Origin of the sequence: Variovorax frigidus, assembly GCF_051216515.1 — a bacterium.
GTDB lineage: Bacteria > Pseudomonadota > Gammaproteobacteria > Burkholderiales > Burkholderiaceae_C > Variovorax.
This window is the reverse complement of sequence record NZ_JBPJZF010000007.1, coordinates 110,355-133,877: the sequence shown is the minus strand read 5'-3', so window position 1 is coordinate 133,877 and position 23,523 is coordinate 110,355. Positions and strand designations below refer to the sequence as shown.

24 protein-coding genes are annotated in these 23,523 nt (G+C 70.1%); 15 read left to right on the top strand and 9 right to left on the bottom strand.

Annotation, left to right across the window (positions count from 1 at the left end; genetic code table 11):
• The first annotated feature begins 44 nt into the window (after window positions 1-44).
• Genes kdpB through kdpE form a run of 4 tightly spaced genes read left to right on the top strand, consistent with a single transcriptional unit; the run spans window position 45 to window position 6,215 of the window.
• Window positions 45-2,138, top strand: coding sequence for a potassium-transporting ATPase subunit KdpB (gene kdpB, locus ACSFBC_RS21290; RefSeq protein ID WP_435512354.1), 2,094 nt, complete (start codon window positions 45-47; stop codon window positions 2,136-2,138).
• Window positions 2,139-2,151: 13 nt separating this feature from the next.
• The gene (gene kdpC, locus ACSFBC_RS21285) at window positions 2,152-2,724 is read left to right on the top strand and encodes a potassium-transporting ATPase subunit KdpC (RefSeq protein WP_435512353.1); all 573 of its coding nucleotides are present in this window, start codon (window positions 2,152-2,154) and stop codon (window positions 2,722-2,724) included.
• A 9-nt stretch (window positions 2,725-2,733) separates the two neighbouring features.
• Window positions 2,734-5,502: a DUF4118 domain-containing protein gene (locus ACSFBC_RS21280; protein WP_435512352.1), complete on the top strand. Its 2,769-nt coding sequence runs from the start codon at window positions 2,734-2,736 to the stop codon at window positions 5,500-5,502.
• A gap of 8 nt (window positions 5,503-5,510) precedes the next feature.
• Window positions 5,511-6,215: a two-component system response regulator KdpE gene (kdpE, locus tag ACSFBC_RS21275; RefSeq protein ID WP_435512351.1), complete on the top strand. Its 705-nt coding sequence runs from the start codon at window positions 5,511-5,513 to the stop codon at window positions 6,213-6,215.
• A 58-nt stretch (window positions 6,216-6,273) separates the two neighbouring features.
• Here kdpE and ACSFBC_RS21270 read toward each other — a convergent pair whose 3' ends face one another.
• From ACSFBC_RS21270 to ACSFBC_RS21250, 5 genes are all read right to left on the bottom strand, one after another.
• On the bottom strand, window positions 6,274-6,768 hold the full coding sequence (locus ACSFBC_RS21270; protein WP_435512350.1) for a hypothetical protein: 495 nt from the start codon (window positions 6,766-6,768) through the stop codon (window positions 6,274-6,276).
• A complete protein-coding gene (locus ACSFBC_RS21265; protein WP_435512349.1) occupies window positions 6,765-7,904 on the bottom strand; it encodes an MGDG synthase family glycosyltransferase in 1,140 nt (379 codons plus the stop codon). Before ACSFBC_RS21265 ends, ACSFBC_RS21270 begins: the two co-directional genes overlap by 4 nt.
• Window positions 7,905-7,980: 76 nt before the next feature.
• On the bottom strand, window positions 7,981-8,394 hold the full coding sequence (locus ACSFBC_RS21260; RefSeq protein ID WP_435512348.1) for a DoxX family protein: 414 nt from the start codon (window positions 8,392-8,394) through the stop codon (window positions 7,981-7,983).
• A gap of 6 nt (window positions 8,395-8,400) precedes the next feature.
• On the bottom strand, window positions 8,401-8,850 hold the full coding sequence (locus ACSFBC_RS21255; RefSeq protein ID WP_435512347.1) for a hypothetical protein: 450 nt from the start codon (window positions 8,848-8,850) through the stop codon (window positions 8,401-8,403).
• Between the two features lie 115 nt (window positions 8,851-8,965).
• Window positions 8,966-10,612, bottom strand: coding sequence for an adenylate/guanylate cyclase domain-containing protein (locus ACSFBC_RS21250; RefSeq protein WP_435512346.1), 1,647 nt, complete (start codon window positions 10,610-10,612; stop codon window positions 8,966-8,968).
• Window positions 10,613-10,670: 58 nt separating this feature from the next.
• Here ACSFBC_RS21250 and ACSFBC_RS21245 point away from each other — a divergent pair, with 58 nt between their 5' ends.
• Window positions 10,671-11,381 (top strand): Crp/Fnr family transcriptional regulator, encoded by a 711-nt coding sequence (locus ACSFBC_RS21245; RefSeq protein WP_435512345.1) that lies wholly within the window; start codon window positions 10,671-10,673, stop codon window positions 11,379-11,381.
• Window positions 11,382-11,399: 18 nt separating this feature from the next.
• Here ACSFBC_RS21245 and ACSFBC_RS21240 read toward each other — a convergent pair whose 3' ends face one another.
• Complete coding sequence (locus ACSFBC_RS21240; protein WP_435512344.1) at window positions 11,400-12,305, bottom strand: YihY/virulence factor BrkB family protein; 906 nt, start codon at window positions 12,303-12,305, stop codon at window positions 11,400-11,402.
• 245 nt (window positions 12,306-12,550) lie between these two features.
• Between ACSFBC_RS21240 and ACSFBC_RS21235 the strand changes: the two genes are divergently transcribed.
• The 3 genes from ACSFBC_RS21235 (at window position 12,551) to ACSFBC_RS21225 (ending at window position 14,197) form a co-directional block, all read left to right on the top strand.
• The gene (locus ACSFBC_RS21235) at window positions 12,551-12,907 is read left to right on the top strand and encodes a hypothetical protein (RefSeq protein ID WP_435512343.1); all 357 of its coding nucleotides are present in this window, start codon (window positions 12,551-12,553) and stop codon (window positions 12,905-12,907) included.
• 192 nt (window positions 12,908-13,099) lie between these two features.
• Window positions 13,100-13,324 (top strand): DUF3606 domain-containing protein, encoded by a 225-nt coding sequence (locus tag ACSFBC_RS21230; protein WP_435512342.1) that lies wholly within the window; start codon window positions 13,100-13,102, stop codon window positions 13,322-13,324.
• A 60-nt stretch (window positions 13,325-13,384) separates the two neighbouring features.
• Entirely contained in the window at window positions 13,385-14,197 is an 813-nt protein-coding gene (locus tag ACSFBC_RS21225) for a pseudouridine synthase (protein ID WP_219211060.1), read from the top strand.
• Window positions 14,198-14,291: 94 nt separating this feature from the next.
• Here ACSFBC_RS21225 and aqpZ read toward each other — a convergent pair whose 3' ends face one another.
• Window positions 14,292-14,990 carry an aquaporin Z gene (aqpZ, locus tag ACSFBC_RS21220; RefSeq protein WP_435512341.1) on the bottom strand — a complete coding sequence of 233 codons (699 nt, stop codon included), beginning with the start codon at window positions 14,988-14,990 and terminating at the stop codon, window positions 14,292-14,294.
• Between the two features lie 357 nt (window positions 14,991-15,347).
• Here aqpZ and htpG point away from each other — a divergent pair, with 357 nt between their 5' ends.
• A complete protein-coding gene (gene htpG, locus ACSFBC_RS21215) occupies window positions 15,348-17,393 on the top strand; it encodes a molecular chaperone HtpG (protein ID WP_435512340.1) in 2,046 nt (681 codons plus the stop codon).
• Between the two features lie 58 nt (window positions 17,394-17,451).
• Window positions 17,452-17,832: a hypothetical protein gene (locus ACSFBC_RS21210; RefSeq protein ID WP_435512339.1), complete on the top strand. Its 381-nt coding sequence runs from the start codon at window positions 17,452-17,454 to the stop codon at window positions 17,830-17,832.
• 40 nt (window positions 17,833-17,872) lie between these two features.
• On the opposite strand, the gene ACSFBC_RS21205 is transcribed toward ACSFBC_RS21210, so the two are convergent.
• Window positions 17,873-18,691 (bottom strand): IclR family transcriptional regulator, encoded by an 819-nt coding sequence (locus ACSFBC_RS21205; RefSeq protein WP_435512338.1) that lies wholly within the window; start codon window positions 18,689-18,691, stop codon window positions 17,873-17,875.
• A complete protein-coding gene (locus ACSFBC_RS21200; RefSeq protein WP_435512337.1) occupies window positions 18,672-19,307 on the bottom strand; it encodes a flavin reductase family protein in 636 nt (211 codons plus the stop codon). The genes ACSFBC_RS21205 and ACSFBC_RS21200 overlap by 20 nt, the downstream gene beginning before the upstream one ends.
• Before the next feature lie 202 nt (window positions 19,308-19,509).
• On the opposite strand from ACSFBC_RS21200, the gene ACSFBC_RS21195 reads away from it, so the two are divergent.
• The 5 genes from ACSFBC_RS21195 to hpaH are packed head-to-tail and all read left to right on the top strand — an operon-like array spanning window position 19,510 to window position 23,508.
• A complete protein-coding gene (locus ACSFBC_RS21195; RefSeq protein ID WP_435512336.1) occupies window positions 19,510-20,487 on the top strand; it encodes a Bug family tripartite tricarboxylate transporter substrate binding protein in 978 nt (325 codons plus the stop codon).
• Window positions 20,487-20,909: a RidA family protein gene (locus ACSFBC_RS21190; protein ID WP_435512335.1), complete on the top strand. Its 423-nt coding sequence runs from the start codon at window positions 20,487-20,489 to the stop codon at window positions 20,907-20,909. Before ACSFBC_RS21195 ends, ACSFBC_RS21190 begins: the two co-directional genes overlap by 1 nt.
• 30 nt (window positions 20,910-20,939) lie before the next feature.
• Complete coding sequence (locus ACSFBC_RS21185; RefSeq protein WP_435512334.1) at window positions 20,940-21,827, top strand: amidohydrolase family protein; 888 nt, start codon at window positions 20,940-20,942, stop codon at window positions 21,825-21,827.
• Complete coding sequence (locus ACSFBC_RS21180) at window positions 21,824-22,699, top strand: fumarylacetoacetate hydrolase family protein (protein ID WP_435512333.1); 876 nt, start codon at window positions 21,824-21,826, stop codon at window positions 22,697-22,699. The genes ACSFBC_RS21185 and ACSFBC_RS21180 overlap by 4 nt, the downstream gene beginning before the upstream one ends.
• Complete coding sequence (gene hpaH, locus ACSFBC_RS21175) at window positions 22,696-23,508, top strand: 2-oxo-hept-4-ene-1,7-dioate hydratase (RefSeq protein WP_435512332.1); 813 nt, start codon at window positions 22,696-22,698, stop codon at window positions 23,506-23,508. Before ACSFBC_RS21180 ends, hpaH begins: the two co-directional genes overlap by 4 nt.
• The last annotated feature ends 15 nt before the right edge of the window (window positions 23,509-23,523 follow it).

Here is a 23,523-nt window from a genome sequence, read left to right as displayed (position 1 = left end):
CGGTTCCGCGGTGTTCCTGGTAAAGACATTTGCTGGAACCGTTCATGACAAACCAAACTTCTCTCTCGCTCCTCGACATGGCGCTGGTTCGGCCGGCCCTGTGGGGCGCGGTCGCCAAGCTGAGCCCGCGCGTGCAATGGCGCAACCCGGTGATGTTCATCGTCTACATCGGGAGCATCCTCACGACGCTGCTCTGGGTGCACGCGCTGAGCTTCCCGGGCGACAGCGGCATGCCGCCGGCCTTCGTGCTCGCGATCTCGGTCTGGCTCTGGTTCACCGTGCTGTTCGCCAACTTCGCCGAGGCCCTGGCCGAAGGCCGCAGCAAGGCGCAAGCCGCTTCGCTGCGCGGACTGCGCAAGGACACCTGGGCCAAGAAGCTCGTCGAGCCCTTCCATGGTGCGGCCTTCCTGCCGGAACAAGCGCCAAATCTGCGCAAGGGCGACGTCGTGCTGGTGGAAACCGGCGACGTGATCCCGCTCGACGGCGAGGTGATCGAAGGCGTGGCCTCGGTCGACGAGAGCGCCATCACCGGCGAATCGGCGCCCGTGGTGCGCGAATCGGGCGGCGACTTCTCGGCCGTGACCGGCGGCACCCGCGTGCTGTCCGACTGGCTGGTGGTGCGCATCAGCGTGAACCCGGGCGAGTCCTTCCTCGACCGCATGATCGGCATGGTCGAGGCGGCCAAGCGCCAGAAGACGCCCAACGAGGTCGCGCTGACCATCCTGCTGGTCGCGCTCACGCTGGTGTTCCTGATGGTCACCGTCACGCTGCTGCCGTACTCGGTGTTCAGCGTCGGCGCGATGGGCACGGGCACCGTGGTGTCGCTCACCGCGCTGGTCGCGTTGCTGGTGTGCCTGATCCCGACCACCATCGGCGGTCTGCTGTCGGCCGTGGGCGTGGCCGGCATGAGCCGCATGATGCAGGCCAACGTGATCGCCACCTCGGGCCGCGCGGTCGAGGCTGCGGGCGACGTCGACGTGCTGCTGCTCGACAAGACCGGCACCATCACCCACGGCAACCGCCAGGCCAGCGCGTTCATCCCCGCACCGGGCGTGACGCCGGAGCGCCTGGCGCGCGCCGCGCTGCTGGCCTCGCTGCCCGACGAGACGCCCGAGGGCCGCAGCATCGTCGAGCTGGCACGCCGCGGTGGCACCGACGACAGTGCGGTGGCCGACGCACGCTTCGTGCCTTTTACCGCACAGACCCGCATGAGCGGCGTCGACCTGCCGGCCGCCCCGAACAGCCTGGACACCGATCCGGTGCTGCTGCGCAAGGGCGCGGTCGAGGCGCTGCGCCGCCATGTCGAGGCGCTGGGCGGCAGCGTGCCGGCCGAGGTGCTGCGCGCCGCCGAGGAAGCGGCGCGCCGCGGCAGCACGCCGCTGGCCGTGGCCGAAGGCAACCGCGTGCTCGGCGTGGTCGAGCTCAAGGACATCGTCAAGACCGGCATCAAGGAACGTTTTGCCGAACTGCGCGCGATGGGCATCAAGACGGTGATGATCACCGGCGACAACAAGCTCACGGCAGCCGCCATCGCGGCGGAAGCCGGCGTCGACGACTTTCTGGCCGAAGCCACGCCCGAGGACAAGCTCGCGCTGATCCGCAAGTACCAGGCCGAGGGCCGGCTGGTCGCGATGACCGGCGACGGCACCAACGACGCCCCCGCGCTGGCGCAGGCCGACGTGGCGGTGGCCATGGGCAGCGGCACGCAGGCCGCGAAGGAGGCCGGCAACATGGTCGACCTCGACTCCAACCCGACCAAGCTGCTCGAAGTGGTGGAGACCGGCAAGGCGCTGCTCATGACGCGGGGTTCGCTCACCACCTTTTCGATCGCCAACGACGTGGCCAAGTACTTCGCGATCATTCCCGCGATCTTCGTGAGCACCTACCCGCAGCTCGGCGCGCTCAACGTGATGCAGCTCGCGAGCCCCTCGTCGGCCATCCTGAGCGCGGTGATCTTCAATGCGCTGGTAATCGTGTTCCTGATCCCGCTGGCGCTCAAGGGCGTGCGCTACCGGCCCGTCGGTGCGGCCGCACTGCTGCGCCGCAACCTCGCGATCTACGGCCTCGGCGGCCTGGTCGTGCCCTTCATCGGCATCAAGCTGATCGACTGGCTGCTGGTTGCAATCCATCTCGTCTGAGGACACCACCATCATGAAAACCATTCTTCGCCCAGCCCTCGTGCTCTTCGTCGCACTCAGCGCGCTGACCGGCCTGCTCTATCCGCTGGCCGTGACCGGCACCGCGCAGGCCGTGTTCCCCGACCAGGCCGCGGGCAGCCTGGTCAAGCGCGACGGCCAGGCCGTCGGCTCGCGGCTGATCGGCCAGAACTTCAGCGACCCCCGGCACTTCTGGGGCCGCCCCTCGGCCACCGCGCCGATGCCCTACAACGCCTCGGCCTCGGGCGGGTCCAACCAGGGCCCGCTGAACCCGGCGCTGGCCGACGCGGTCAAGGGCCGGGTCGAGGCGCTGCGCGCGGCCGACCCGGACAACACCGCGCCGGTGCCGGTCGATCTGGTGACCGCGTCGGCCAGCGGCCTCGACCCAGAGATCAGTCCCGCGGCCGCGCTCTACCAGGTGCCGCGCGTGGCCCGGCTGCGGCAATTGCCGCTCGACCAGGTGACGGCACTGGTCCATCGCCAGACCGAGACGCCGCTGGGCGGCTTCTTGGGTGAGCCGCGGGTGAATGTGCTGGCGCTGAACCTGGCGCTCGATGCGATGAAGTAAAACCCCGGCATGGACGTTTCCCGCCCCGACCCCGACGCGCTGCTCGCGCAGATGCGCAGCGACGAAGCCCGCGCACGCCGCGGGCGGCTGCGCATCTACTTCGGTGCGACGGCCGGCGTCGGCAAGACCTGGGCCATGCTTTCGGCCGCACAGCGCGAGCGCGCCGCGGGCCGCGAGGTGCTGATCGGCGTGGTCGAGACCCACGGGCGCAGCGAGACCGCCGCGCTGCTCGACGGCCTCGAACGGCTGCCCTTGCGCGACGTGGCCTACCGCGGCCGCACGCTGGCCGAGTTCGATCTCGATGCGGCGCTGGCGCGCAAGCCCGCGGTGCTGCTGGTCGACGAACTCGCGCATTCCAACGCGCCGGGCTCGCGCCATGCCAAGCGCTGGCAGGACGTGCAGGAGCTGCTGGCCGCGGGCATCGAGGTCTGGTCGGCGCTCAACGTGCAGCACCTCGAGAGCCTCAACGGCACGGTCGGCACCATCACCGGTGTGCGGGTGCACGAGACCGTGCCCGACAGCGTGCTCGACGAGGCCGACGAGGTGGTGCTGGTCGACGTCACGCCCGACGAACTCACGGCGCGGCTGGCGGCCGGCAAGGTCTACCTGCCGCAGCAGGCCGAGCGCGCCAAGCAGAACTTCTTCCGCAAGGGCAACCTGATCGCGCTGCGCGAGATCGCCTTGCGACGCACCGCCGAGCACGTGGAAGACGACGTGCGCGGCTGGCGGGTCGAGCAGTCCGGCCCGGGCCGCAAGGGCAACGGCCTGCAGGCCTGGAACACCTCGGGCGCGATCCTGGCCTGTGTCGGTCCGCACGAGGGCGCGGCGCAGACGGTGCGCAGCGCCGCGCGACTGGCCGGCCAGCTCAGCGTGCGCTGGTACGCCGCCTATGTCGAGACACCGGCGCTGCAGCGCCTGCCGGCCGCGCATCGCGACCGCGTGCTGGCGGTGCTGAAACTGGCCGAGGAACTGGGCGCGGTGACCGCGGTGCTGACCGGCGACGACGTGGCGCAGGCGCTGGCCGCGCACGCGCAGCGGCTCAATTGCGCGACCTTGGTGGTGGGCCGGGCCGAGCCCACCACGGGATGGCGGCGTGTGTGGCCTTCGCCTTCGTTGACGCGTGAACTGGCGCGCCACGGGCCGGCGCTCGACATCGTCGAGACGGCCCGCGCCGACAGCGCGCGTCGCCTGGCCCGCACGCCGCTGGGCGCGGCGCGCGAGCTGGCGAACGGCGACGAGCGCTCCGACGACGATGCCGACCGGCCGCATGCGCGCTGGCCCGGCTATGTCTGGGCCGCGGCGATGGGCATCATCGTCACGCTGATCGCGACGCCGCTCTCGGGCGTGCTCGAGCAGGTCAACATCGTGATGCTGTTCCTGCTCGGCGTGGTGGGCATCGCGATGCGCTTCGGCCGCGGGCCGGCGGCACTGGCGGCGATGCTCAACGTCGCCGCCTTCGATTTCTTCTTCGTGTCGCCGCGGCTGTCGTTCGCGATCGGCGACGTGCAGTACCTCGTGACCTTCGCCGTGATGCTGGGCGTGGGCCTGCTGGTGGGTCAGCTCACGGCCGGTCTGCGCTTCGCGGCCAGCGTGTCGACCAGCCGCGAGCGCCGCGCGCAGTCGCTGTTCGAGCTCACGCGCGAACTCTCTGCCGCGCTGCAGAGCGAGCAGGTGGTCTCGCTCGGCGCGGCGGCCGTGCAGGGCCATTTCGGCGGCCATGCGCTGGTGCTGGTGGCCGATGCGGCCGACCGGCTGCAACTGCCGGAGACGCCGCCGCCCGGCTTCGACGCGAGCGTGGCCGACTGGGCCTTCCGCCAGGGCCAGCCGGCCGGCCTGGCCACCGCCACGCTGGCCGCCCAGCCCTGGCACTACGTGCCGCTCAAGGCGCCGATGCGGGTGCGCGGCGTGCTGGCGCTCGAGCCCGCGCAGCCGCGCTGGCTGCTGATCCCCGAGCAGGCGCAGCAGCTCGACACGCTGGCGCGCCAGATCGCCATCGCGCTGGAGCGCGTGCACTACGTCGAGGTCGCGCAGCAGGCGGTGGTCGAGATGGAATCGGAGCGCCTGCGCAACACGCTGCTGGCGGCCATCTCGCACGACGTGCGCACGCCGCTGACCGCGCTCATCGGCCTGGCCGAGTCGCTGCAGACCGCCGACCCGGAGGCGCGCCGGGAGGCCACGCAGGCGATCGTCGGGCAGGCGCACGCACTCAACGCACTGGTCAACAACCTGCTCGACATGGCGCGGCTCGAAAGCGGCATCGCGGGCGGGGCGGTCAACCTGCGGCGCGACTGGCAGTCGGTGGAAGAGGTGGTCGGCTCCGCCATCCGCGCGGCTGCTTCGGCGCTGGGCGGGCGTGCCGTGCAGACCGCGCTCGCGCCCGAGCTGCCGCTGGTCGAGTTCGACGCGGTGCTGATGGAGCGCGTGCTGGTCAACCTGCTGGAGAACGCCGCCAAGTACGGCGCGCCGCCGATCGTGGTCGGGGCGCGGGCCGAAGCACGGAGCCTGGTGCTCAGCGTGCGCGACCACGGCGCCGGACTGCCGCTGGCATTGCGCGGACGCGAGCAGTTGCTGTTCGACAAGTTCACCCGCGGCCAGGCCGAATCGGCCACGCCGGGCGTCGGTCTCGGGTTGGCCATCTGCAAGGCCATCGTCGCGGCCCACGGCGGCGAGATCGCGGCCGCCAACGCGCCCGGTGGCGGCGCAGAATTCACCGTGACGCTGCCGCGTCGACCTGCGCCGGTCTCGCCTGTCGCGTCCGACGATCCCTTTCCTGCCTGAACCTCGCCATGCCCCCTCCAGTCGCCATCGTGATCGAAGACGAACCGCAGATCCGGCGCTTCGTGCGCGGCGCGCTCGAGGCCGAGGGCTGGCAGGTGCACCAGGCCGGCAGCCTGCGCGACGGCCTGGCCGCGGCCGGCACGCGCCAGCCCGACCTGGTGGTGCTCGACCTCGGGCTGCCCGACGGCGACGGGCTCTCGCTGATCCGCGACGTGCGCGGCTGGTCGGCGGTGCCGATCATCGTGCTGTCCGCACGCGTCGACGAGGTCGACAAGATCGCGGCCCTCGATGCCGGCGCCGACGACTACCTGACCAAGCCCTTCGGCACCGGCGAACTGCTGGCCCGCGTGCGCGCCAACCTGCGGCGTCCGCGCGCTGCCGCCGGTAGCACCGCGACGACCGAGGCCGGTGAGCCGGTGTTCCGATTCGGCGAGATCGAGGTCGACCGCGCCGCGCGGCTGGTGCGCCGCGCGGGCGCCGAGGTGCACCTCACGCCCACCGAGTACCGGTTGCTGGGCGTGCTGGTGGCCAATGCGGGCCGCGTGCTCACGCAGCGGCAGTTGCTGCGCGAAGTGTGGGGGCCTTCGCATGCCGAGCAGAGCCACTACCTGCGCATCTACATGGGCCACCTGCGCCAGAAGCTCGAGGCCGACCCCGCGCAACCGCGGCATCTGCTGACGGAGACGGCGGTGGGGTACCGGCTGGTGGTTTAGGGCCTGTTCACCCTATTTCCGCGATCGCCGGAAATAGGGTGAACAGGCCTTACGCCTGCTATCGCACGGTGCGGCGTCGGTGCCGCGCGATCAGCAGCAGTGTCGTGAGGGCGAGGCCGCTCCAGTAGTCGACCGGCAGGCCCCAGAGCCAGCGCTTGTGCCAGGCGATGTCGGCCGGGTTGAAGCGCGCCCAGCCATAGGCCGGGTTGAGCAGGAACCACAGCCCGTCCTCGCAGACCCAGAACAGGCTCAGGCCCGCGAGTGCCAGCCCGAGGTCGCGCAGCGTCCAGCGGCCGTTGAAGGCCAGCGGCGAGAGGAACGCGAGCGCCATGAAGGAGAACACCCAGGCGTGGTAGCCCGTCATGGGGCGGCCGCCCCAGAAGAGGTCGAGCCAGACGCTGCTCTCGATGCGCCAGGTGGGCAGCGATGCGGCCCAGCCCGCACCGCCCTCGATCTGGATCTCGACCTTGGCGAAGAAGAACGCCATCACGAGCACCCAGGCCAGGTAGACCAGCGTGCGGCCCACGCTGGCCTTCTCGGTGACGGGCGTCATGCGGGCGCGCGCTGCAGCACGCGTTGCAGCACCGCGGCCGCGGCCTGCGGCTTGCCCAACGCACGGCTGCGCCCGGCCATGCGTGCGAGCTTGGGGCGGTCGGCCATCAGCCGCGCCACCTTGTAGTCGAGGCCGATGGCGTCGTAGGCGAGCCAGGCCGCGCCTTCTTCCATCAGGAAGCCCGCGTTGTGTTCTTCCTGGCCGGGGATGGGCGAGATCAGCAGCATCGGCTTGCCCAGCGCCAGGCATTCCGACACCGTGAGGCCGCCCGGCTTGGTGACGACCAGGTCGGCGGCCGCCATGAGCTTGTGCATCTCGTCGGTGAAGCCGATGGCGACCATGCGTCCCGGGTGGCGCGCGGCCAGCGCCTGCAGCCTGCCGTGGGCCTCGACGTTGCGGCCCGCGACGGCGATCACCTGCGCCTGGTCCGAGGTGGCCAGCACGCGCTCGACCATGCTCGGCAGGTCGCCCACGCCGGCCCCGCCCGAGGCCATGAGCAGGATGGGGTGCGACGGATCCAGACCGAGCGCGGCGGCGCAGGTGGCGCGTGCCAGTGCGGGCGCGTCGGGCTCGGAGAAGGCCGGCATCACCGGGATGCCCGTGACGTGGATGCGTTCCGCGGGGATGCCGCGTGCGCGCAGCCGGAAGGCGACCTCTTCGGTGGCCGCGAGGTAGCCCGTCATCTCGGGCACCAGCCACATGTTGTGCAGATCGTAGTCGGTGATCTGCAGCCACACCGGGTAGTCGATGCGACCGCGTCGGCGCTCGCGCATCAGCAACTCGGCCGGCAGGAAGTGGGTGCAGACCACGGCATCGGGCTGGACGCGGCGGACCTCGCGCAGCAGCGCGCCGGCGCTCAGCCGTTCGATCCCGCGGCGCAGGCGCTGCGAGGCCGCGTGGTGCGGCGTGGTGTCGGCGCGCTGGTGCAGGTACGACCACAGATCGGGCGCGCGGTTCACGAGCTGGATGTACCCCTCGGTGTAGACCTTGCGGAAGCCCGGCGCCACATGGGCCATGGCGTCGATGTGCACCGCGGTGCAGGGCGGGACGAGGGTCTGGGCGGTGGCGGCGAGTGCCTGGGCGGCACGCACGTGGCCGTTGCCGGCGCTCACGCTGAGGATCAGGAGTTGGGTCATGGGTCCGGCGGATTATGGCCATGACCCATGGATGCCGGCCCTGCAGGCGGTGACGAATCTCCTGTGGGCGGCGGTCTCAAGCCCACCAGCGGGCGTCGGGCTTGCCCACGCGCAACGCGCCGGCCCCCATCACCGCGATGGTCACGGCATTCAGCAGGAAGAAGGCCTGAAGCTCGAGCGACCAGCCGCCCATCTTCGACAGCGTGAAGAAGTGGCCGGTGTGCACCAGCAACAGCGCGACCGCCATGTTGAAGGCGATCACCAGCGCGGCCGGCCGGGTGAACAGGCCCCCCAGCACCAGCAACGGGGCGACGAGTTCGCCCAGGTACACGCCGTAGGCCAGCCAGTCGGGCAGACCGGCGGCACCGACCATGCGGTGGATGCCGTCGGCGCCCTGGAAGACCTTCGCAAGGCCATGGAACAGCATCAGCCCGCCGAGGGTGATGCGCAGCAGCAGCTTGCCGAGGTCGTCGTTGCGCGTGGCGTTCATCGGTGCTTACTGCGCGCCGATCGAAGCCGTACCGGCGACCGCATTGGCGCCACCTTGTACGCGCTGCACCTCGGCGGTGTAGACGCTGCTGTGGCGGGCGCGCGTGTAGGCGGCCAGTTGCTGGACGTAGCGCGGGTTCGCGCTGTCGACCGTGTCGGCGAGCGCGGCGCTCTCGAGGCCGGCACGGCGCCAGAGGTTCAGGTCGGCCACGACTTCGGCGCGGCTCAGCGAGCCGGCGGCGATGACGGCCGAGGCCTGCGAGCCGACCCATTGTTCGGCCGGCGCGCTGGGGGTGTGGGCGCTGCGCTGCAGCGCGGCCACGACGTCGGCACGCTTCACGGCGCCGGTGGTGGCGATCGGCGCGCCGACCCATTGTTCGGCCGGGACGGTCTGGGCGGAGGCGGTACCGACGGTGGAGATCAGGGCGGCGAGGGCGAGGATGTGCTTGGCTTGCATGAGGGAACTCCTGTTCATGTCACCGCAGGGAAGAGCAGTGACGAGGCCCTCAGTCTCATCGCCGGCGCCGGATCGCGATGTGCGCCAGCGCACAGTTTTCGTCAGCTGGCCGGGATCAGCGTGGGCCCGGCCGCGGCACGTGCAGCACCTCGAGCGCCTCGCTGCGCCCGCGCAGCTGCACCGTCTGCACCGCCTGCGTCGCGCGCAGCCGCTCGGCGATGCCGGCGTGCCGCGCGGCGAACAGCGAGATCACCAGCCGCGCATCGGCCACCTTGGAATGGTCCTGCAGCCGGCTCGCGGTGTTGACCACCTCGCCGACGGCGGTGAAGGTGGTGGTCTCGAGGTAGCCCACCTCGCCGACCGCGGTGCGGCCCGCGTGCAGTCCCATGCCGAAGTCCAGCCGGTGGCCGAACTGCGATTCGAAACCGGTGCTCCAGGCGTCCATGCGCTCGCCGATCCGTTCCGCCGCCCGCACCGCCTGCCGGCAGGCGGTCGGCAGGTCGACCTCGAGGCCGAAGATCGCCATCACGCTGTCGCCGATGAACTGGTTGGGCACGCCGCCGCTCTCGCGCACCGCGGCGCCGACGGTCGCGAAGTAGCGTTCCAGCAGGTAGGCCAGGTCGAAGGGCCACTGGTTTTCCGACAGGCCCGACCAGCGCCGCAGGTCGACGAACAGGATCGCCACGTCGCGCTCGCGGCCGAAGTGGCCCGATCGCTCGGTGGCGGCGGGCGCGAACAGCGGCGTGACCGCGATGTCGCCGCGTGGCCGCAGCTGGCAGGCCAGGCGCACGTCGGCCGGCGCGCGCACCCGGTCCAGCGTGCGGCGCTCGTCGCGGCCCGGCGGGTCGAGGTGCGCGAGCGGGCCCTGCACCCGCACCCGGCAGGTCGAGCAGCGCGCGCGCCCGCCGCAGACCGACAGGTGCGCGATGCCGTGCGCGCGGCTGGCGTCGAGCACGCTCCAGCCGCGCGGCACGTGCACGCTGCGGTCGGGGTAGCGCAGCGTGATCGCGCCACCGTCGGGCCGGCGTTCGCGGCGGCTGCGCAACTGCCGCGCCGCGAACAGCGCGAGCAGCAGCAGGCCGTAGAAGACCTCGATGCGGTGCTCGGCCGCCTCGATGGCCTCGCCCTGCACCGGCGTCGGCCCGGAGGCCACCACGGCGCCCGACCACTGCAGCTCGCGGCCCATGCTCAGAAAACCCGCGACCGCCAGCACCGGCAGCAGCACCGCGGCCACGAGCAGCCCGTGCGAGTGCCGGCGATAGCCCACCTTCGCGCGCAAGGCCATGTGCACGCCCAGGCACCCGTGGGCCCAGGCCGCGGCCATCAGCGTGAACTGGCTGCCGGCGCCGGCAAAGCTCCAGAGCCCGCGCACGACGCGTGCGTAGGACGCTTCGAGCGCGAAGACCTCGTGGGCCCAGCGCATCGCGCTCAGGTGCGAAGCCAGCAGCAGCGGCAGCGAAAACCCCAGCAGCAGCCGCAGCGCATCGAGGGGCTGCATGCGCAGGCTGCGCCGGTCCCAGACGCTCCGCAGCGCCAGCACGATGTGCGTGGTGGCCGCCCCATAGAGCAGCACCGTGCCGGGCAGGCTGTGCCAGAGGGAATGCACGCCGCGCAGCACCGCTTCGGCGAAGGCCAGCGAGACCAGGCCCAGGGCGTGGTTCAGCAGGTGCGCGCTGACGTAGCCCATCAGGATCAGGCCGCTGATCCATCGCAGGTCGCGCCGCGTGGGCAGGGCGAAGCGGGGAGGGGAACGCAGGGGCATGAAGGGGCTCGAAGAGGGCCCCGAGCATAATCCGCGCGGCCCTGCGGCCGGCCCCTCCATGACCTCAGCTGTTCTCCGTTCTTCCCTCGCGCTGCGCCGGATCGCGCTGTTCGATGCACTGCCCGACGACCGGCTCGACCGCATCGCGCAGGCCTGCCACTGGCAGAGCGTGGATGCCGGCCATCCGCTGGTGCTGCGTGCGCAGGACCAGGGCGAGGTCTATTTCATCGTCTCGGGCGGCGTGCGCATCACCACCTATGCGGTCCAGGGTCGGCAGGTGACCTTCCGCGACTGCGGCGAGGGCGAACTGTTCGGCGAACTGGCCGCGATCGACGGCGGGCCGCGCTCGGCCGATGCCGTCACGCTGGCGCCCAGCGTGCTCGCCAGCCTCGCGCCGGCCGCCTTCCGCGCGCTGCTGCGCGAGGAGCCGCTGCTGGCCGAACGCGTGATGCTGCGGCTGGCCTCGCTGGTGCGCCAGCTGTCCGAACGCATCATCGACCTGAGCACGCTCGGCGTGTCCGAGCGGCTGCACGCCGAACTGCTGCGCCTGGCGCGGGCCGCGGGAGTCGCCGACAACGTCGCGCGGCTGGAACCGGCGCCCAAGCATGCCGCCCTGGCCAGCCAGATCAGCACCAACCGCGAGCAGGTGACGCGCGAACTCAATGCGCTGGTGCGCCGGGGCGTGTTGCAGAAGGACGGCAAGGCGCTGGTCGTGGCCGACGTGCAGCAGCTGGCCGATGCGCTGGCCCTGGCGCGCGGCGACGGTTGAAGCGACGCGCCGCAGCAGTCACGTCGAGGTGCCTGGCGTTCGACGATCGTCCGGCTGCTCCGTCGGCGCCAGCTTCGCGCGCAGCACGCCGTTGAGCTCGGCGCCGAAGATCAGCGTGGTCGCGCTGATGTAGAGGAAGACCAGCGTGGCCACCACGCCGGCAAAGCTGCCGTACAGCAACGCCAGCTTGCCGGCGGTGCGCAGCGTGTACGACAGCGTGGCGGCCGCGCCCACCCACAGGGCCGCGCCGAGCAGGGCGCCGGGCAGCACGGTGTAGAGCCGCTGGCGGATGTCGGGAAGCCAGCCGTACATCAGCGCATAGAGCAAGGCGAGCACCACGAAGGCCGAGCCGTAGCGCACGCTGTTGCGCAGCCACAGCGACTCCTGCCCGGCCCCGAGGTTGGCCTCGAGCAGGCGCCACAGGTAGGGCACGACGACCACCGAACTGAAGGTGGCCACGACGCCCAGGCCCACGATCGCGGTGAACAAGGTGACCTTGATCCGGGCTTTCCAGAAGGGCAGGCCGCGCTCGATGCCGTAGGCGCGGTTCAGCGCGCTGCGCACCGCCTGCATGCCCGAGGACGCGGTCCACAGCGTGGCGAGCACGCCGATCGTGAGCAGGGCCTGGTTGCGCTGCGCCAGCACCTGCCGGATGACCGGTTGCATCGCGTCGCGCACGACCTGCGGCGCATAGTCCATCACCCGGTCGGCCAACGCCGCCGCATCGCCGGGCTGCCCGAAGTAGCCTGCTGCCGCCGACACCAGGATCAGCAAGGGGAACATCGCCAGCACGGAGGAGAACGCCAGGCTGCCCGCTTGGTTGGCGCTCTGGTGCAGGACGTAGTTGCGGACGGCGAGCAGGACCGTGGACAGGCCCGGCGTGGTCAGCGCACCGTCGCGCACGCGGTGCCAGAGGTCGCTCATGCCGCTCATGGGGTACGTTGTCCGAGGGGAGGATGGCCGGCGGGCATGGATGAAAAACCGGGGAAAGGGAAGCGGTCAGTTTCGCGGCGATCGTGGGGGCCGCGGGACAGCAATCGCCTGATTCGATGTAGGCCGGGTGCCGGCGGGTTTTTACGCCGCCTTTGCACCGACCGTTCCAAGCTTTGCACCGTTTTGACGGGCCCGTGCCGACACTGGATTCCTGTTCTTTTCCAAGCAGGACCCTCATGGCCTATGCCGCTTACCGGGAACCTCCCGGTGCCGCTTCTTCCGTCGCTTCCCCCCTCGGCGAGACGGTGTTCCAGGTGCTCGATGTGACCGTTGCCTCGGTCGATGCCTGCCGCGTTCGGCGCGCACTGGCCGCGTGCCACGGCGTGGGCGTGCTGCGCTGCGAGCCGCTGCTGCATGCCGGCGCGGCCTGGGCCACGGCCGCGCCCCGGGTGCGCCTGATGGTCCGGTTGCCGTTCGCGCGCTATGCCGAGGTGCTGCATTGCCTGCTCGACTGCGTGCCCGACGGCGAGATCGGTGCCTTGACCAGCTGGCGCGCCCACCTGAGTCGCTGTGGAGTCGCTCATGGCGGCTGAGTGGCTGCGCGCGGTCTGCGCGCTCGGCACGGTCTTCATCCCTCTGGCCATCGCGGGCCTGGCGGTGCACTTCGGCGCGCGCCGTGCGGTGTCGGACACATCCTGCAATGCCGATCCGTTTCGTCCTGTCGCGCCGTGCGGCCTCGCCAGTCAAAGTCCCAACGCACTGACGCAAACGACGGAGACACGGAAATGGCCTACGAACTCGACGTTCGCAGCCCGCGCGACACGGGCTGGATCAACCTTGAAGAACCCCGCGAGGTCCGTTACTGGACGCGGACCTTTGCAGTGACGGAAACCCGCCTGCGCAGTGCCGTGCGCGCTGCTGGCGATTCGACGCAGGCGGTCTGCCGCTACCTCGGCATTCCACGGGTGAGCCGCCAGTCCCTGGCGCTGCAGGAAGCCGAACAGATCTGAGGGTCTCGCCTCTGGACGGACCCGAACGGCCGGGCGCCGAACGGTAGACTGGCGCCCGACATGACAGCGCCCAACACTTCCGAACCCGTCCGCCTCAACAAACGCATGGCCGAACTCGGCATCTGCTCGCGCCGCGAGGCCGACGACTGGATCGCGCAGGGCTGGGTCCGGGTCAATGGCCAGCCGGCGGAAATGGGCGTGAAGGTCACGCCGGCCGACCGCGTCGAAGTCGACAAACGCGCGCACGGCCAGCAGGCGCAGCAGGTGACGATCCTGCTGCACAAACCCATGGGCTATGTGAGCGGCCAGGCCGAAGATGGCCACGAGCCCGCCGTGATGCTCATCAATCCTCGTACGCACTGGCGCGAGGACACCAGCACCCACCGTTTCTCTCCGCCGCAATTGCGCGGGCTGGCGCCGGCCGGCCGGCTCGACATCGACTCCGTGGGCCTGCTGGTGCTCACGCAGGACGGCCGCGTCGCACGCCAGCTGATCGGCGAAGACTCCGGCATCGAGAAGGAATACCTGGTGCGCGTGACCTGGTCGCCGCAGGCCGGCGCCACCGGCGGTCCGGGCGCGCACGGCGACGTCACGACCGACGTGCAGCGCGTGTTTCCGCCTGCGATGCTGGCCCGGCTGCGCCACGGCCTGAGCCTGGATGGGCAGCCGCTCAAGCCGGCGCGTGTCGACTGGCAGAACCCCGAGCAGCTTCGCTTCATCCTGACCGAAGGCAAGAAGCGCCAGATCCGCCGCATGTGCGAGCAGGTCGGCCTGAAGGTGGTGGGCTTGAAGCGCATCCGCATCGGACGCGTGGTGCTGGGCAACCTGCCGGTGGGCCAGTGGCGCTATCTCGGCGCCCACGAGAAGTTCTGACGCCGCCCAGGCATCTCAGCCTGCGCCAGGAGCCAGTCGACTGCGACGCCGCGCGTGCAAGTCGGCCACCGGCAGTTGAGCCGCCGAAGGGCGCTTACTCGTCCTTGAGCAGCGCGTTGTAGATCAGCGCGCCGATCACGGCGCCGGCGATCGGCGCCACCCAGAACAGCCACAGTTCGGACACCGCATACGACGGGCCGAACAGAGCGGGGCCGGTGCTGCGCGCCGGGTTGACCGAGGTGTTGGTCACGGGGATCGAGATCAGATGGATCAGCGTCAGGCACAGGCCGATCGCCAGGCCGCCGAAGCCGGCTGCCGCGCGCTTGGCCGTGGCACCGAGGATCACGATCAGGAAGACCGCGGTGAGCACCACCTCGATGATCAGCGCCGCCACCATGTTGAACTTGCCGGGCGAATGCTCGCCGTAGCCGTTGGTCGCGAAGCCGCCGAGCTCGGCGCCGGGCTTGCCGGTGGCGATCAGGTACAGCACGCCGGCCGCGACGATCGCGCCCAGCACCTGCGCGATCACATAGCCCGCGAGTTGCGAAGCCTTGAAGCGTCCGCCGACCACCAGGCCGACCGACACCGCGGGGTTGAAATGGCCCCCCGAGATCGGGCCCAGCGCATAGGCCCCGGTCACCACCGTGAGGCCGAAGGCCAACGCGACGCCGGCGAAACCGATGCCCAGTTCTGGAAAGGCCGCCGCGAGCACGGCGCTGCCGCAGCCGCCGAAAGTGAGCCAGAAGGTTCCGATGAACTCGGCCGACCACTTCTTGAAGGTGCTGTGTTCCATTTTTCTAACCCCGTTTTTCGCTGTTGTTGAACCAAATGCGGAAAGGGCCTCCGCCCCGACGCGGGCGGATTCTAGGAACGAAATGTAGTCGTTTTGAGTAACGTTTGTCACCGCCCTGGCAGCAGTTCACGGATCGCGCGGCTTTCTGGCCACAGGCCGTCCTTGGCGTGAAACTCCGGTGGGCTCCGAAGGCACGGCGAGCGCGATGGCCCCGATGGCCCTTCGGGGACGAAGTATTTCATTTCGCCGGCGCGACGGCACCGAGGTCCGCTGCATTGAAAATGCAGGCATGGCCGCCACCTTCCGAGACGGGCACTGCGGCCCTTGTTGTTTCATCTCTCTAGGCATTTCGAATCCATGACCTCCACCGCATCGACCAAACTTCCTTTCCAGGCCGAAGTCGCGCAGCTGCTGCACCTCGTCACGCACTCGCTGTACTCGAACAAGGAAATCTTCCTGCGTGAGCTGATCTCGAACGCCTCGGACGCCTGCGACAAGCTGCGTTTCGAAGGCATCAACGACGCCGCGCTGTATGAAGACGCACCGAACCTCGAGGTGCGCGTGTCCTTCGACAAGGCGGCCCGCACGCTGACCATCGCCGACAACGGCATCGGCCTGTCGAAGCAGGAAGCCATCGACAACCTGGGCACCATCGCCAAGAGCGGCACCAAGGACTTCATGAGCAAGCTCTCGGGCGACCAGAAGGCCGATGCACAGCTCATCGGGCAGTTCGGCGTGGGCTTCTACTCGGGCTTCATCGTGGCCGACCGCATCACGGTCGAGTCGCGCCGCGCCGGTCTGTCGACCGACCAGGGCGTGCGCTGGGCCAGCACCGGCGCCGGCGACTTCGAAGTCGACGACATCGTGCGCCCGCAGCGCGGCACCAGCGTCACGCTGCACCTGCGCGACGATGCCGAGGACTACCTCAATGCCTGGAAGCTCAAGTCGGTGATCGGCAAGTACTCCGACCACATCTCGTTGCCCATCCTCATGGAGACCGAGGAGTGGAAGGAAGGCGAGAACGATCAGCCCGGCGACATGGTCAAGACCGGCGAATGGGAGCCGGTCAACAAGGCCAGCGCGCTGTGGGCGCGCGCCAAGAAGGACATCACGACCGAGGAGTACGCCGAGTTCTACAAGAACATCAGCCATGACTACGAAGCGCCGCTGACCTGGAGCCACAACCGCGTCGAAGGCAGCACCGAGTACACGCAGCTGCTCTACATCCCGTCGAAGGCGCCGATGGACCTGTGGAACCGCGACAAGACCGCGGGCGTGAAGCTCTACGTCAAGCGCGTCTTCATCATGGACGACGCCGAGGCGCTGATGCCCAGCTACCTGCGCTTCGTCAAGGGCGTGATCGACTCGGCCGACCTGCCGCTCAACGTGAGCCGCGAGCTGCTGCAGGAAAGCCGCGACGTGAAGGCGATCCGCGAAGGCAGCACCAAGCGCGTGCTGTCGATGCTGGAAGACCTGGCGAAAAAGCAGAAGGCTGCCGCCGAGAGCGCTGCCGCCAAGATCGACGTGGGCTCGGGCGAATCGGTGCCCGCACCCGAACCCACCGAGAGCGACGTGACCGACGTGGTCGACAAGACGGTCACGCCCGCGGCCGAGGCCGCCGCGGAGTTCGCCGCCGATGCGGACGCGGGCAAGTACGCCGCCTTCTACGCCGAGTTCGGCGCGGTGCTCAAGGAAGGCCTGGGCGAGGACCATGGCAACCGCGAGCGCATCGCCAAGCTGCTGCGCTTCGCATCGACCACGAGCGACACGGTGAGCGTGAGCTTCGCCGACTACAAGGCGCGCATGAAGGAAGGCCAGGAGGCCATCTACTACATCACGGCCGATTCGCTGGCCGCGGCCAAGAACAGCCCGCAGCTGGAGCTCTTCAAGAAGAAGGGCATCGAGGTGCTGCTGATGACCGACCGCGTGGACGAGTGGTCGCTCAACTACCTGCAGGACTTCGACGGCACGCCGCTGCAGAGCGTGGCCAAGGGCGCGGTCGACCTGGGTTCGTTGCAGGACGAAGCCGAGAAGAAGGCGGCCGAGGAAGCGGCCGAGAGCTTCAAGCCGGTGCTCGATCGCCTGAAGGAGGCGCTCAAGGACAAGGCCGAGGACGTGCGCATCACCACCCGCCTGGTCGATTCGCCCGCCTGCCTGGTGGTGCAGGACGGCGGCATGAGCACGCAGCTCGCGCGCATGCTCAAGCAGGCCGGCCAGCCCGCACCGGAACTCAAGCCCGTGCTCGAAGTCAACGCAGACCATCCGCTGGTCAAGAAGCTGGGCGAATCGGCCCATTTCGACGACCTGGCGAACATCCTGTTCGACCAGGCCCTGCTGGCCGAAGGCGGCCTGCCGGCGGATCCTGCAGCCTATGTGCGGCGCGTCAACGCGCTGCTGGTCTGACACCCACGAAGCGGCCCGACGGTCGTTTCGTCATCATCGCAAGGGAGCGACCGTCACCATGAAGCCCACACGTTTTGCCAGTTCCGCCGCCGCGCTGCTCGCGGCCTCCTTGCTGGCCGGCTGCGCCGGGGGCGTGGGCATCGGCATCCCGCTGGTGCCCGGCCTCTCGCTCGGCGTCGGCATGGGCTCGGGCGGGCCCAGCGTCGGGCTCGGCACCGGCTGGGGCCCGCTGGGCGCCGGCGTGGGCGTGAACTCGGGCGGGCAGGTCTACGGCAGCGCCGGTGTGGGAGCGAGCACCGGTGTCGGCGGTGGGGCGGGCGTGGGCGTGGGGCTCGGCAGCAGCGTGCTGCTGCACGATCCGAACGCGCCGCCGCGCTTCAACGCGGTGCCCCCGGCCGAGCGTGCGCTCGGCACGCCGGCGCAGCCGATCGCGCCGTAGCGCGCTCCTCTTCGTGGACGCCTGAAGGGTTTCCCCCGTTTCAGTTGCCGCCCTGGCGGCCGCTCCTGCGCCGTGCGAGCTCGGCCGCCTGCGCGCCGATCAGCGCCGCGCGCTCCTTCATGTGCGCGACCACCGAAGGCACGCGTTCGTCGGGCAGGCGCTCGGTGATGGTGGCGATCGCCAGGCCGGCGATGGTGCGGCCGTCGGCCACGCAGACCGGCACCGCCACCGCGCGCGAGCCCGGCACCACGCCGACCGGCGCGTAGGCGTAGCCCTGGGCACGCGTGCGCACGGCGCGCTCCAGCAGTTCGACCGGATCGATGTGCAGCGCCTGCAGCCGCCGCGCATTGCGACGCACCACTTCGGCCGCCTCCTCGGCGGGCAGCGAGGCCAGCAGCACCAGGCCGCTCACGCCCACGCCCAGCGGACGCCGCGCGCCGATCTCGATCGACAGCACCTTGACCGGAAAGCTGCCGGGCCGCCGGTCGATGCACACCGAGTCGGCGCCGTTGCGGATCGTGAGGAAGGCGGTGTCGCCCAGGATCTCGCTCAGGTGGCGCAGGTGCGGCTCTGCGATGGCGCGGATCGGGAAGCGGGTCGAGCGCGCCAGGCCCAGCAGCGAGACCTCGCCGCCGATCAGGTAGCGCCGCGTGGCCGGGTCCTGCTCGACCGCGCCTTCCTCCACCAGCACGCGCAGGATGCGGTGCACCGTCGGCCGGTTGAGGCCGGTGTGGGCCCCGACGTCGGTGAGCCGCACGCCGCGCTCCTGGCCGGTGGCGAGCACGCGCAGCACCGCGAGCGCGCGGCGCACGCTCTGGGCGCCGGCGGTGGCCGTGTCCTTATCGGCCGCTGCCGCCATCCATCACCGCCTTGGGCGTCTGCTGCATGCCGCGCAGCGTGACGATCTCGCCCAGCGTCGCGTAGTTGGGCCCGCCGATGCGGCAGACCGGGTCGAGCGCGCGCGTGTCGACCTTGCCGTCGTGCAGCAGGCCGTCGCGCAGGTGGAAGGCCGTGACCTCGCCGACGATGAACTCGGCGCCGGTCTCGCCGAAGGCGATCACGCGCTCCAGCCTGCACTCCATGCTGACCGGCGCATCGGCCAGCCGCGGCACGCGCACGGTCCTGCAGGGCAGGGTGCCGAGCCCGAGCAGTTCGGTCTCGCTCACGTCGGGCGCGTGCTCGGCGCTGCTCTCGTGGATGGCGACCATCTGCGAGGCATCGCCGATGTTGACCACGAACTCGCGCAGCGCATGGATGTTGGCGCCGGTGTCCTTGCGCTGGCCGGCCTTGCGGCCGATGTTCACGCCCAGCAGCGGCGGCTTGTTCGACACGAAGGTGAAGCAGGAGAAGGGTGCGAGGTTGACCACCCCGGCTTCCGACACCGTGGTGATCCACGCGATCGGGCGCGGCACCACGATGCCGCTCATGAGTCGGTAGGTGGCTTCGGGCGAGAGGTCGCCGGCATCGAGAAACATGGAGGGCCTTCCGGGGTGGCTGAGCCTCGATTGTCGGGAGCGCCTGCGCGTCGCCAAATGCGCACTTCCCGAAAACGTCCATCATACGGAACAGGCGAGTGATATTGCATTGCAGCATCAGGGTGCCGATTCTTAGAGTGGACAGGTCGCCGATCAAACCGCAGCCCACTTGCGGTGCCGGTGTCAGAGCAGGAGACCCGTCTTGAAGATTTCGATCGCATCCTTCGCCGTCGCCACGTGCGCCGCCCTCGCCGTGCTGCCCGCCGCCGCGCAGGGCCAGTGGCCCGACAAGCCCGTGAAGCTGGTGCTGCCCTATCCGCCGGGCGGCAACGTGGACGGTGCCGCGCGCATCATCACCGAGCAGTTGCAGGCGGTGTTCAAGCAACCCTTCGTCGTCGACAACCGGCCTGGCGCGGGCGGCATGATCGCAGCCGAACAGGTGGCCAAGTCCACGCCCGACGGCTACACCTTCTTCATGGGCGCGAACGGGCCGATCCTGTTCTCGCCCACGATCTTCAAACGCACCAACGCCTACGACTGGAAGAAGGACTTCCTCCCGGTCAGCTCGGTGTCGTTCACGCCGCTGGTGCTGCAGGTGCATCCGTCCACGCCGTACAAGACCGTGGCCGACCTGATCGCCGAGGGCAAGAAGCCCGGCAATGCGCTGACCATGGCCTCGCCCGGCGCCGGCACGCAGAATCACCTGGCGAGCGAGTACCTGCAGCGCGAGAGCGGCGCCCGCTGGACCACCGTGCACTACAAGGGCAACGCGCCCGCCACCACCGACCTGCTGGGTGGCCAGGTGCAGTTCAACTTCGACCAGATATCGGTGGCCGGCCCCTTCATCCAGCAGGGCCGCACGCGGGCACTGGCCGTGACTTCACCCAAGCGCCTGCCGCAACTGCCCGACGTGCCGACGCTGCAGGAGGCCGGCTTCAAGGACTTCGGCACCGAGACCTTCACCGGCGTGCTGGCGCCGCGTGGCACGCCGCAGGCGATCGTCGCGCGCCTGTCCGAGGTGCTGCAGAAGATCCTCGCCGACAAGGCCGTGCAGGCCAAGTTCGACACGCTGGGCTCCGAGGCCCGCGGCAGCACGCCCGAGCAGTTCACCCAGTTCCTGACCAAGGAAGACGCGCGCTGGATGCCGGTCATCAAGCAAGCCAACATCTCGGCCGAATGATGAGCACCGCGACCACCGTCCTCGGGCGCGCCGCGCCTGCCGTGCGCACCAGCGTGTATGTCGAAGGCTTCGGCCACAAGAACCCGATCCCCGCGGGCTGCCGCGTCGGCCCGCTGCTCGAGAGCGGCAGCATCCAGGGCAACGACCCCGCCACCGGCAAGCCGGCCGAGACCGTCGAGGCGCAGTGCCGCTTCATGCTCGACAACGTGCGCCGCATCGTCGAGGCGGCGGGCGGCGGCACGCAGGACATCGTGAAGCTCACGGTCTGGATGAAGGACCGCAGCCAGCGCCCCGCGCTCAACGTGCCCTGGCTCGAGATGTTCCCCGACGCGCAGTCGCGGCCCGCGCGCCACGCGATCATCGCGCCCGAGCTCGACATGGGGAAGCTGATCGAGTGCAGCTTCACGGCCTGGATCGCCTGATCTCTCCCACCACCCGTCTCCCACATTCCCATGCCCGACTACCTTCCCTTCGACCCCCATCCGCGCGCGCCGGTGCCGCTGCCGCCCGCGCTCGCCTGCGACAGCCAGTTCCATGTGTTCGGCCCACGCGCGCAATACCCGGTGCGGCCCGACGCCGCCTATGAAATGCCCAGCGCCACCTGGCAGGTCGCGCAGCGTCTGCACGCCACGCTGGGCATCGAACGCGGTGTGATCGTGCAGGCCACCACCTACGGCGCCGACCACACGGTGGTGCTGGATGCACTCGAAGGCCTCAACGCCGGCGGCCCGCGCCGCTACATGGGCTGCGCCAACGCGGCGGTGCTGACCGAGCGCGACGACGCCTACCTTCAGAAGCTGCACGACGCCGGCGTGCGTGGCGCGCGCTTCACCCGTGGCGGCCTGGGCATCCGCTTCAGCGCGGCCGAGCAGGAACGTGCGTTCGCCCGCGTCAAGGAACTGGGCTGGTACGTCAAGGTGCAGCCCGAGCCCACCGGCATCGCCGAGCAGCTCGCGGCCTTCGAGTCGCTCGAGGTGCCGGTGCTGCTCGACCACATGGGCCGTGCCGACCCGTCGTGCGGCGATGCCGATCCGAGCCTCGTTCGGATCCTCGAGCTGTTTCAGCGCGGCAACTTCTGGGTGATGCTGTCGCTGTCCGAGAAACTCTCGAAGACCGGCGCGCCCTGGGACGACGTGGTGCCGCTCGCGCAGCGCCTGATCGAGGCCGCGCCCGACCGTTGCGTCTGGGGCAGCGACTGGCCGCACCCGGTGTCGGTCAAGCAGCCGCCCAACGAAGGCGCGCTGCTCGAACTGCTCTACCGCTTCGCCCCCGATGCCGCCACGCGGCAGAAGATCCTCGTCGATAACCCCGCCCGCTTCTTCGGATTCGAGACCGCATGAAACTCATCAGCTACCTTCACGGCGGAGCCTCCCAGTGGGGCTGCGTCATCGGCGACGGCGTCGTCGACCTCGGCCGCCGCCTGCCGGCCTTCGCGTCCGTCGCGGCGCTGCTCGAAGGCGGCGAGGCCGCGCTCGCACAGGCCCGCGAAGCCGCAGCGGGTGCTTCGCCCGACCACGCGCTGGCCGAGGTCCGCGTCGAGCTGCCCATCGCGCAACCGCGCCGCGTGTTCTGCATCGGCGTGAACTACGCGCACCGCAATGCCGAGTACAAGGACGGCAGCGAGCTGCCCAAGCACCCGAGCATCTTCATGCGCGTGGCCGAGTCCTTCGTGGGCCACGGCGAGCCGCTGCAGCAGCCGATCGAATCGACACAGCTCGACTACGAGGGCGAGATCGCCATCGTCATCGGCCGCCGTGCGCGCCGCGTGAAAGGCGAGGAAGCGCTGGCCTGCATCGCCGGCCTCACCTGCATGAACGAAGGCACGATCCGCGACTGGGTGCACCACGCCAAGTTCAACGTGACGCAGGGCAAGAACTGGAACGCCTCGGGTGCCATCGGCCCGTGGATCGCCACGGCCGACGAGTTCCCGCAAGGCTACGGCGCGCTGCGCGTGCAGACGCGCGTCAACGGCGAGCTGCGCCAGGACGACACCACCGCCAACCTGATGTTCGACTTCGCCCACCTCGTGGGCTACCTCTCGACCTTCACCACGCTGGAGCCGGGCGACATCATCGCCACCGGCACGCCGATCGGCGCGGGCATCCGCTTCGATCCACCGAAGTTCCTGCAACCGGGCGACGTGGTCGAGGTCGAGGTCAGCGGTGTGGGCGTGCTGCGCAACGTCGTGCAGGCCGAGGAGATGCTCGCATGAGCCTCGACCAGCACACCCTTGCCAGGGCCGCCGAGCGCCTCGAGGAAGCCGAGCGCACGCGCGTCGCCTGCCGGCAGTTCTCGCTCGACTACCCGGAGATGACGATCGACGATGCCTACGCGATCCAGCATGCCTGGATGCAGCTCAAGCTGCGCAACGGTCGCACGGTGAAGGGCCACAAGATCGGCCTCACCTCGAAGGCCATGCAGCGCGCGGTGAACATCGGCGAGCCCGACTACGGCACGCTGCTCGACGACATGTTCCATCGCGACGGCGCGGTGATCCCGTCGGAGCGCTTCCTGCAACTCAAGATCGAGGCCGAGCTGGCCTTCGTGCTGGCCCGGCCGCTGTCGGGGCCCGACTGCACGCTGTTCGACGTGCTCGACGCCACCGCCTATGTCACGCCCGCGCTGGAGATCCTCGATGCGCGCATCCAGCGCGTCGACCCCGAGACGAAACGCATGCGCAACGTGTTCGACACGATTTCCGACAACGCGGCCAATGCGGCGCTGGTGCTGGGCGGCCGGCCCTTCAAGCCGGCGCTGGTCGATGCCGACATGCGGCGCATCGGCGCCATCGTCAGCCGCAACGGCGAGGTCGAGGAAACCGGCCTGGCCGCGGGCGTGCTCAACCACCCGGGCTACGGCGTGGCGTGGCTGGCCAACCGGCTGCACCGCTTCGGCGTCACGCTGCAGCCGGGGCAGGTGATCCTCGCGGGTTCGTTCATCCGGCCGATCGAGGTCGGCAAGGGCGACACCGTGGTGGCCGACTTCGGCGAGTTCGGCACGGTCTCGTGCCACTTCGGTTGACCGTCTGGGCACCGA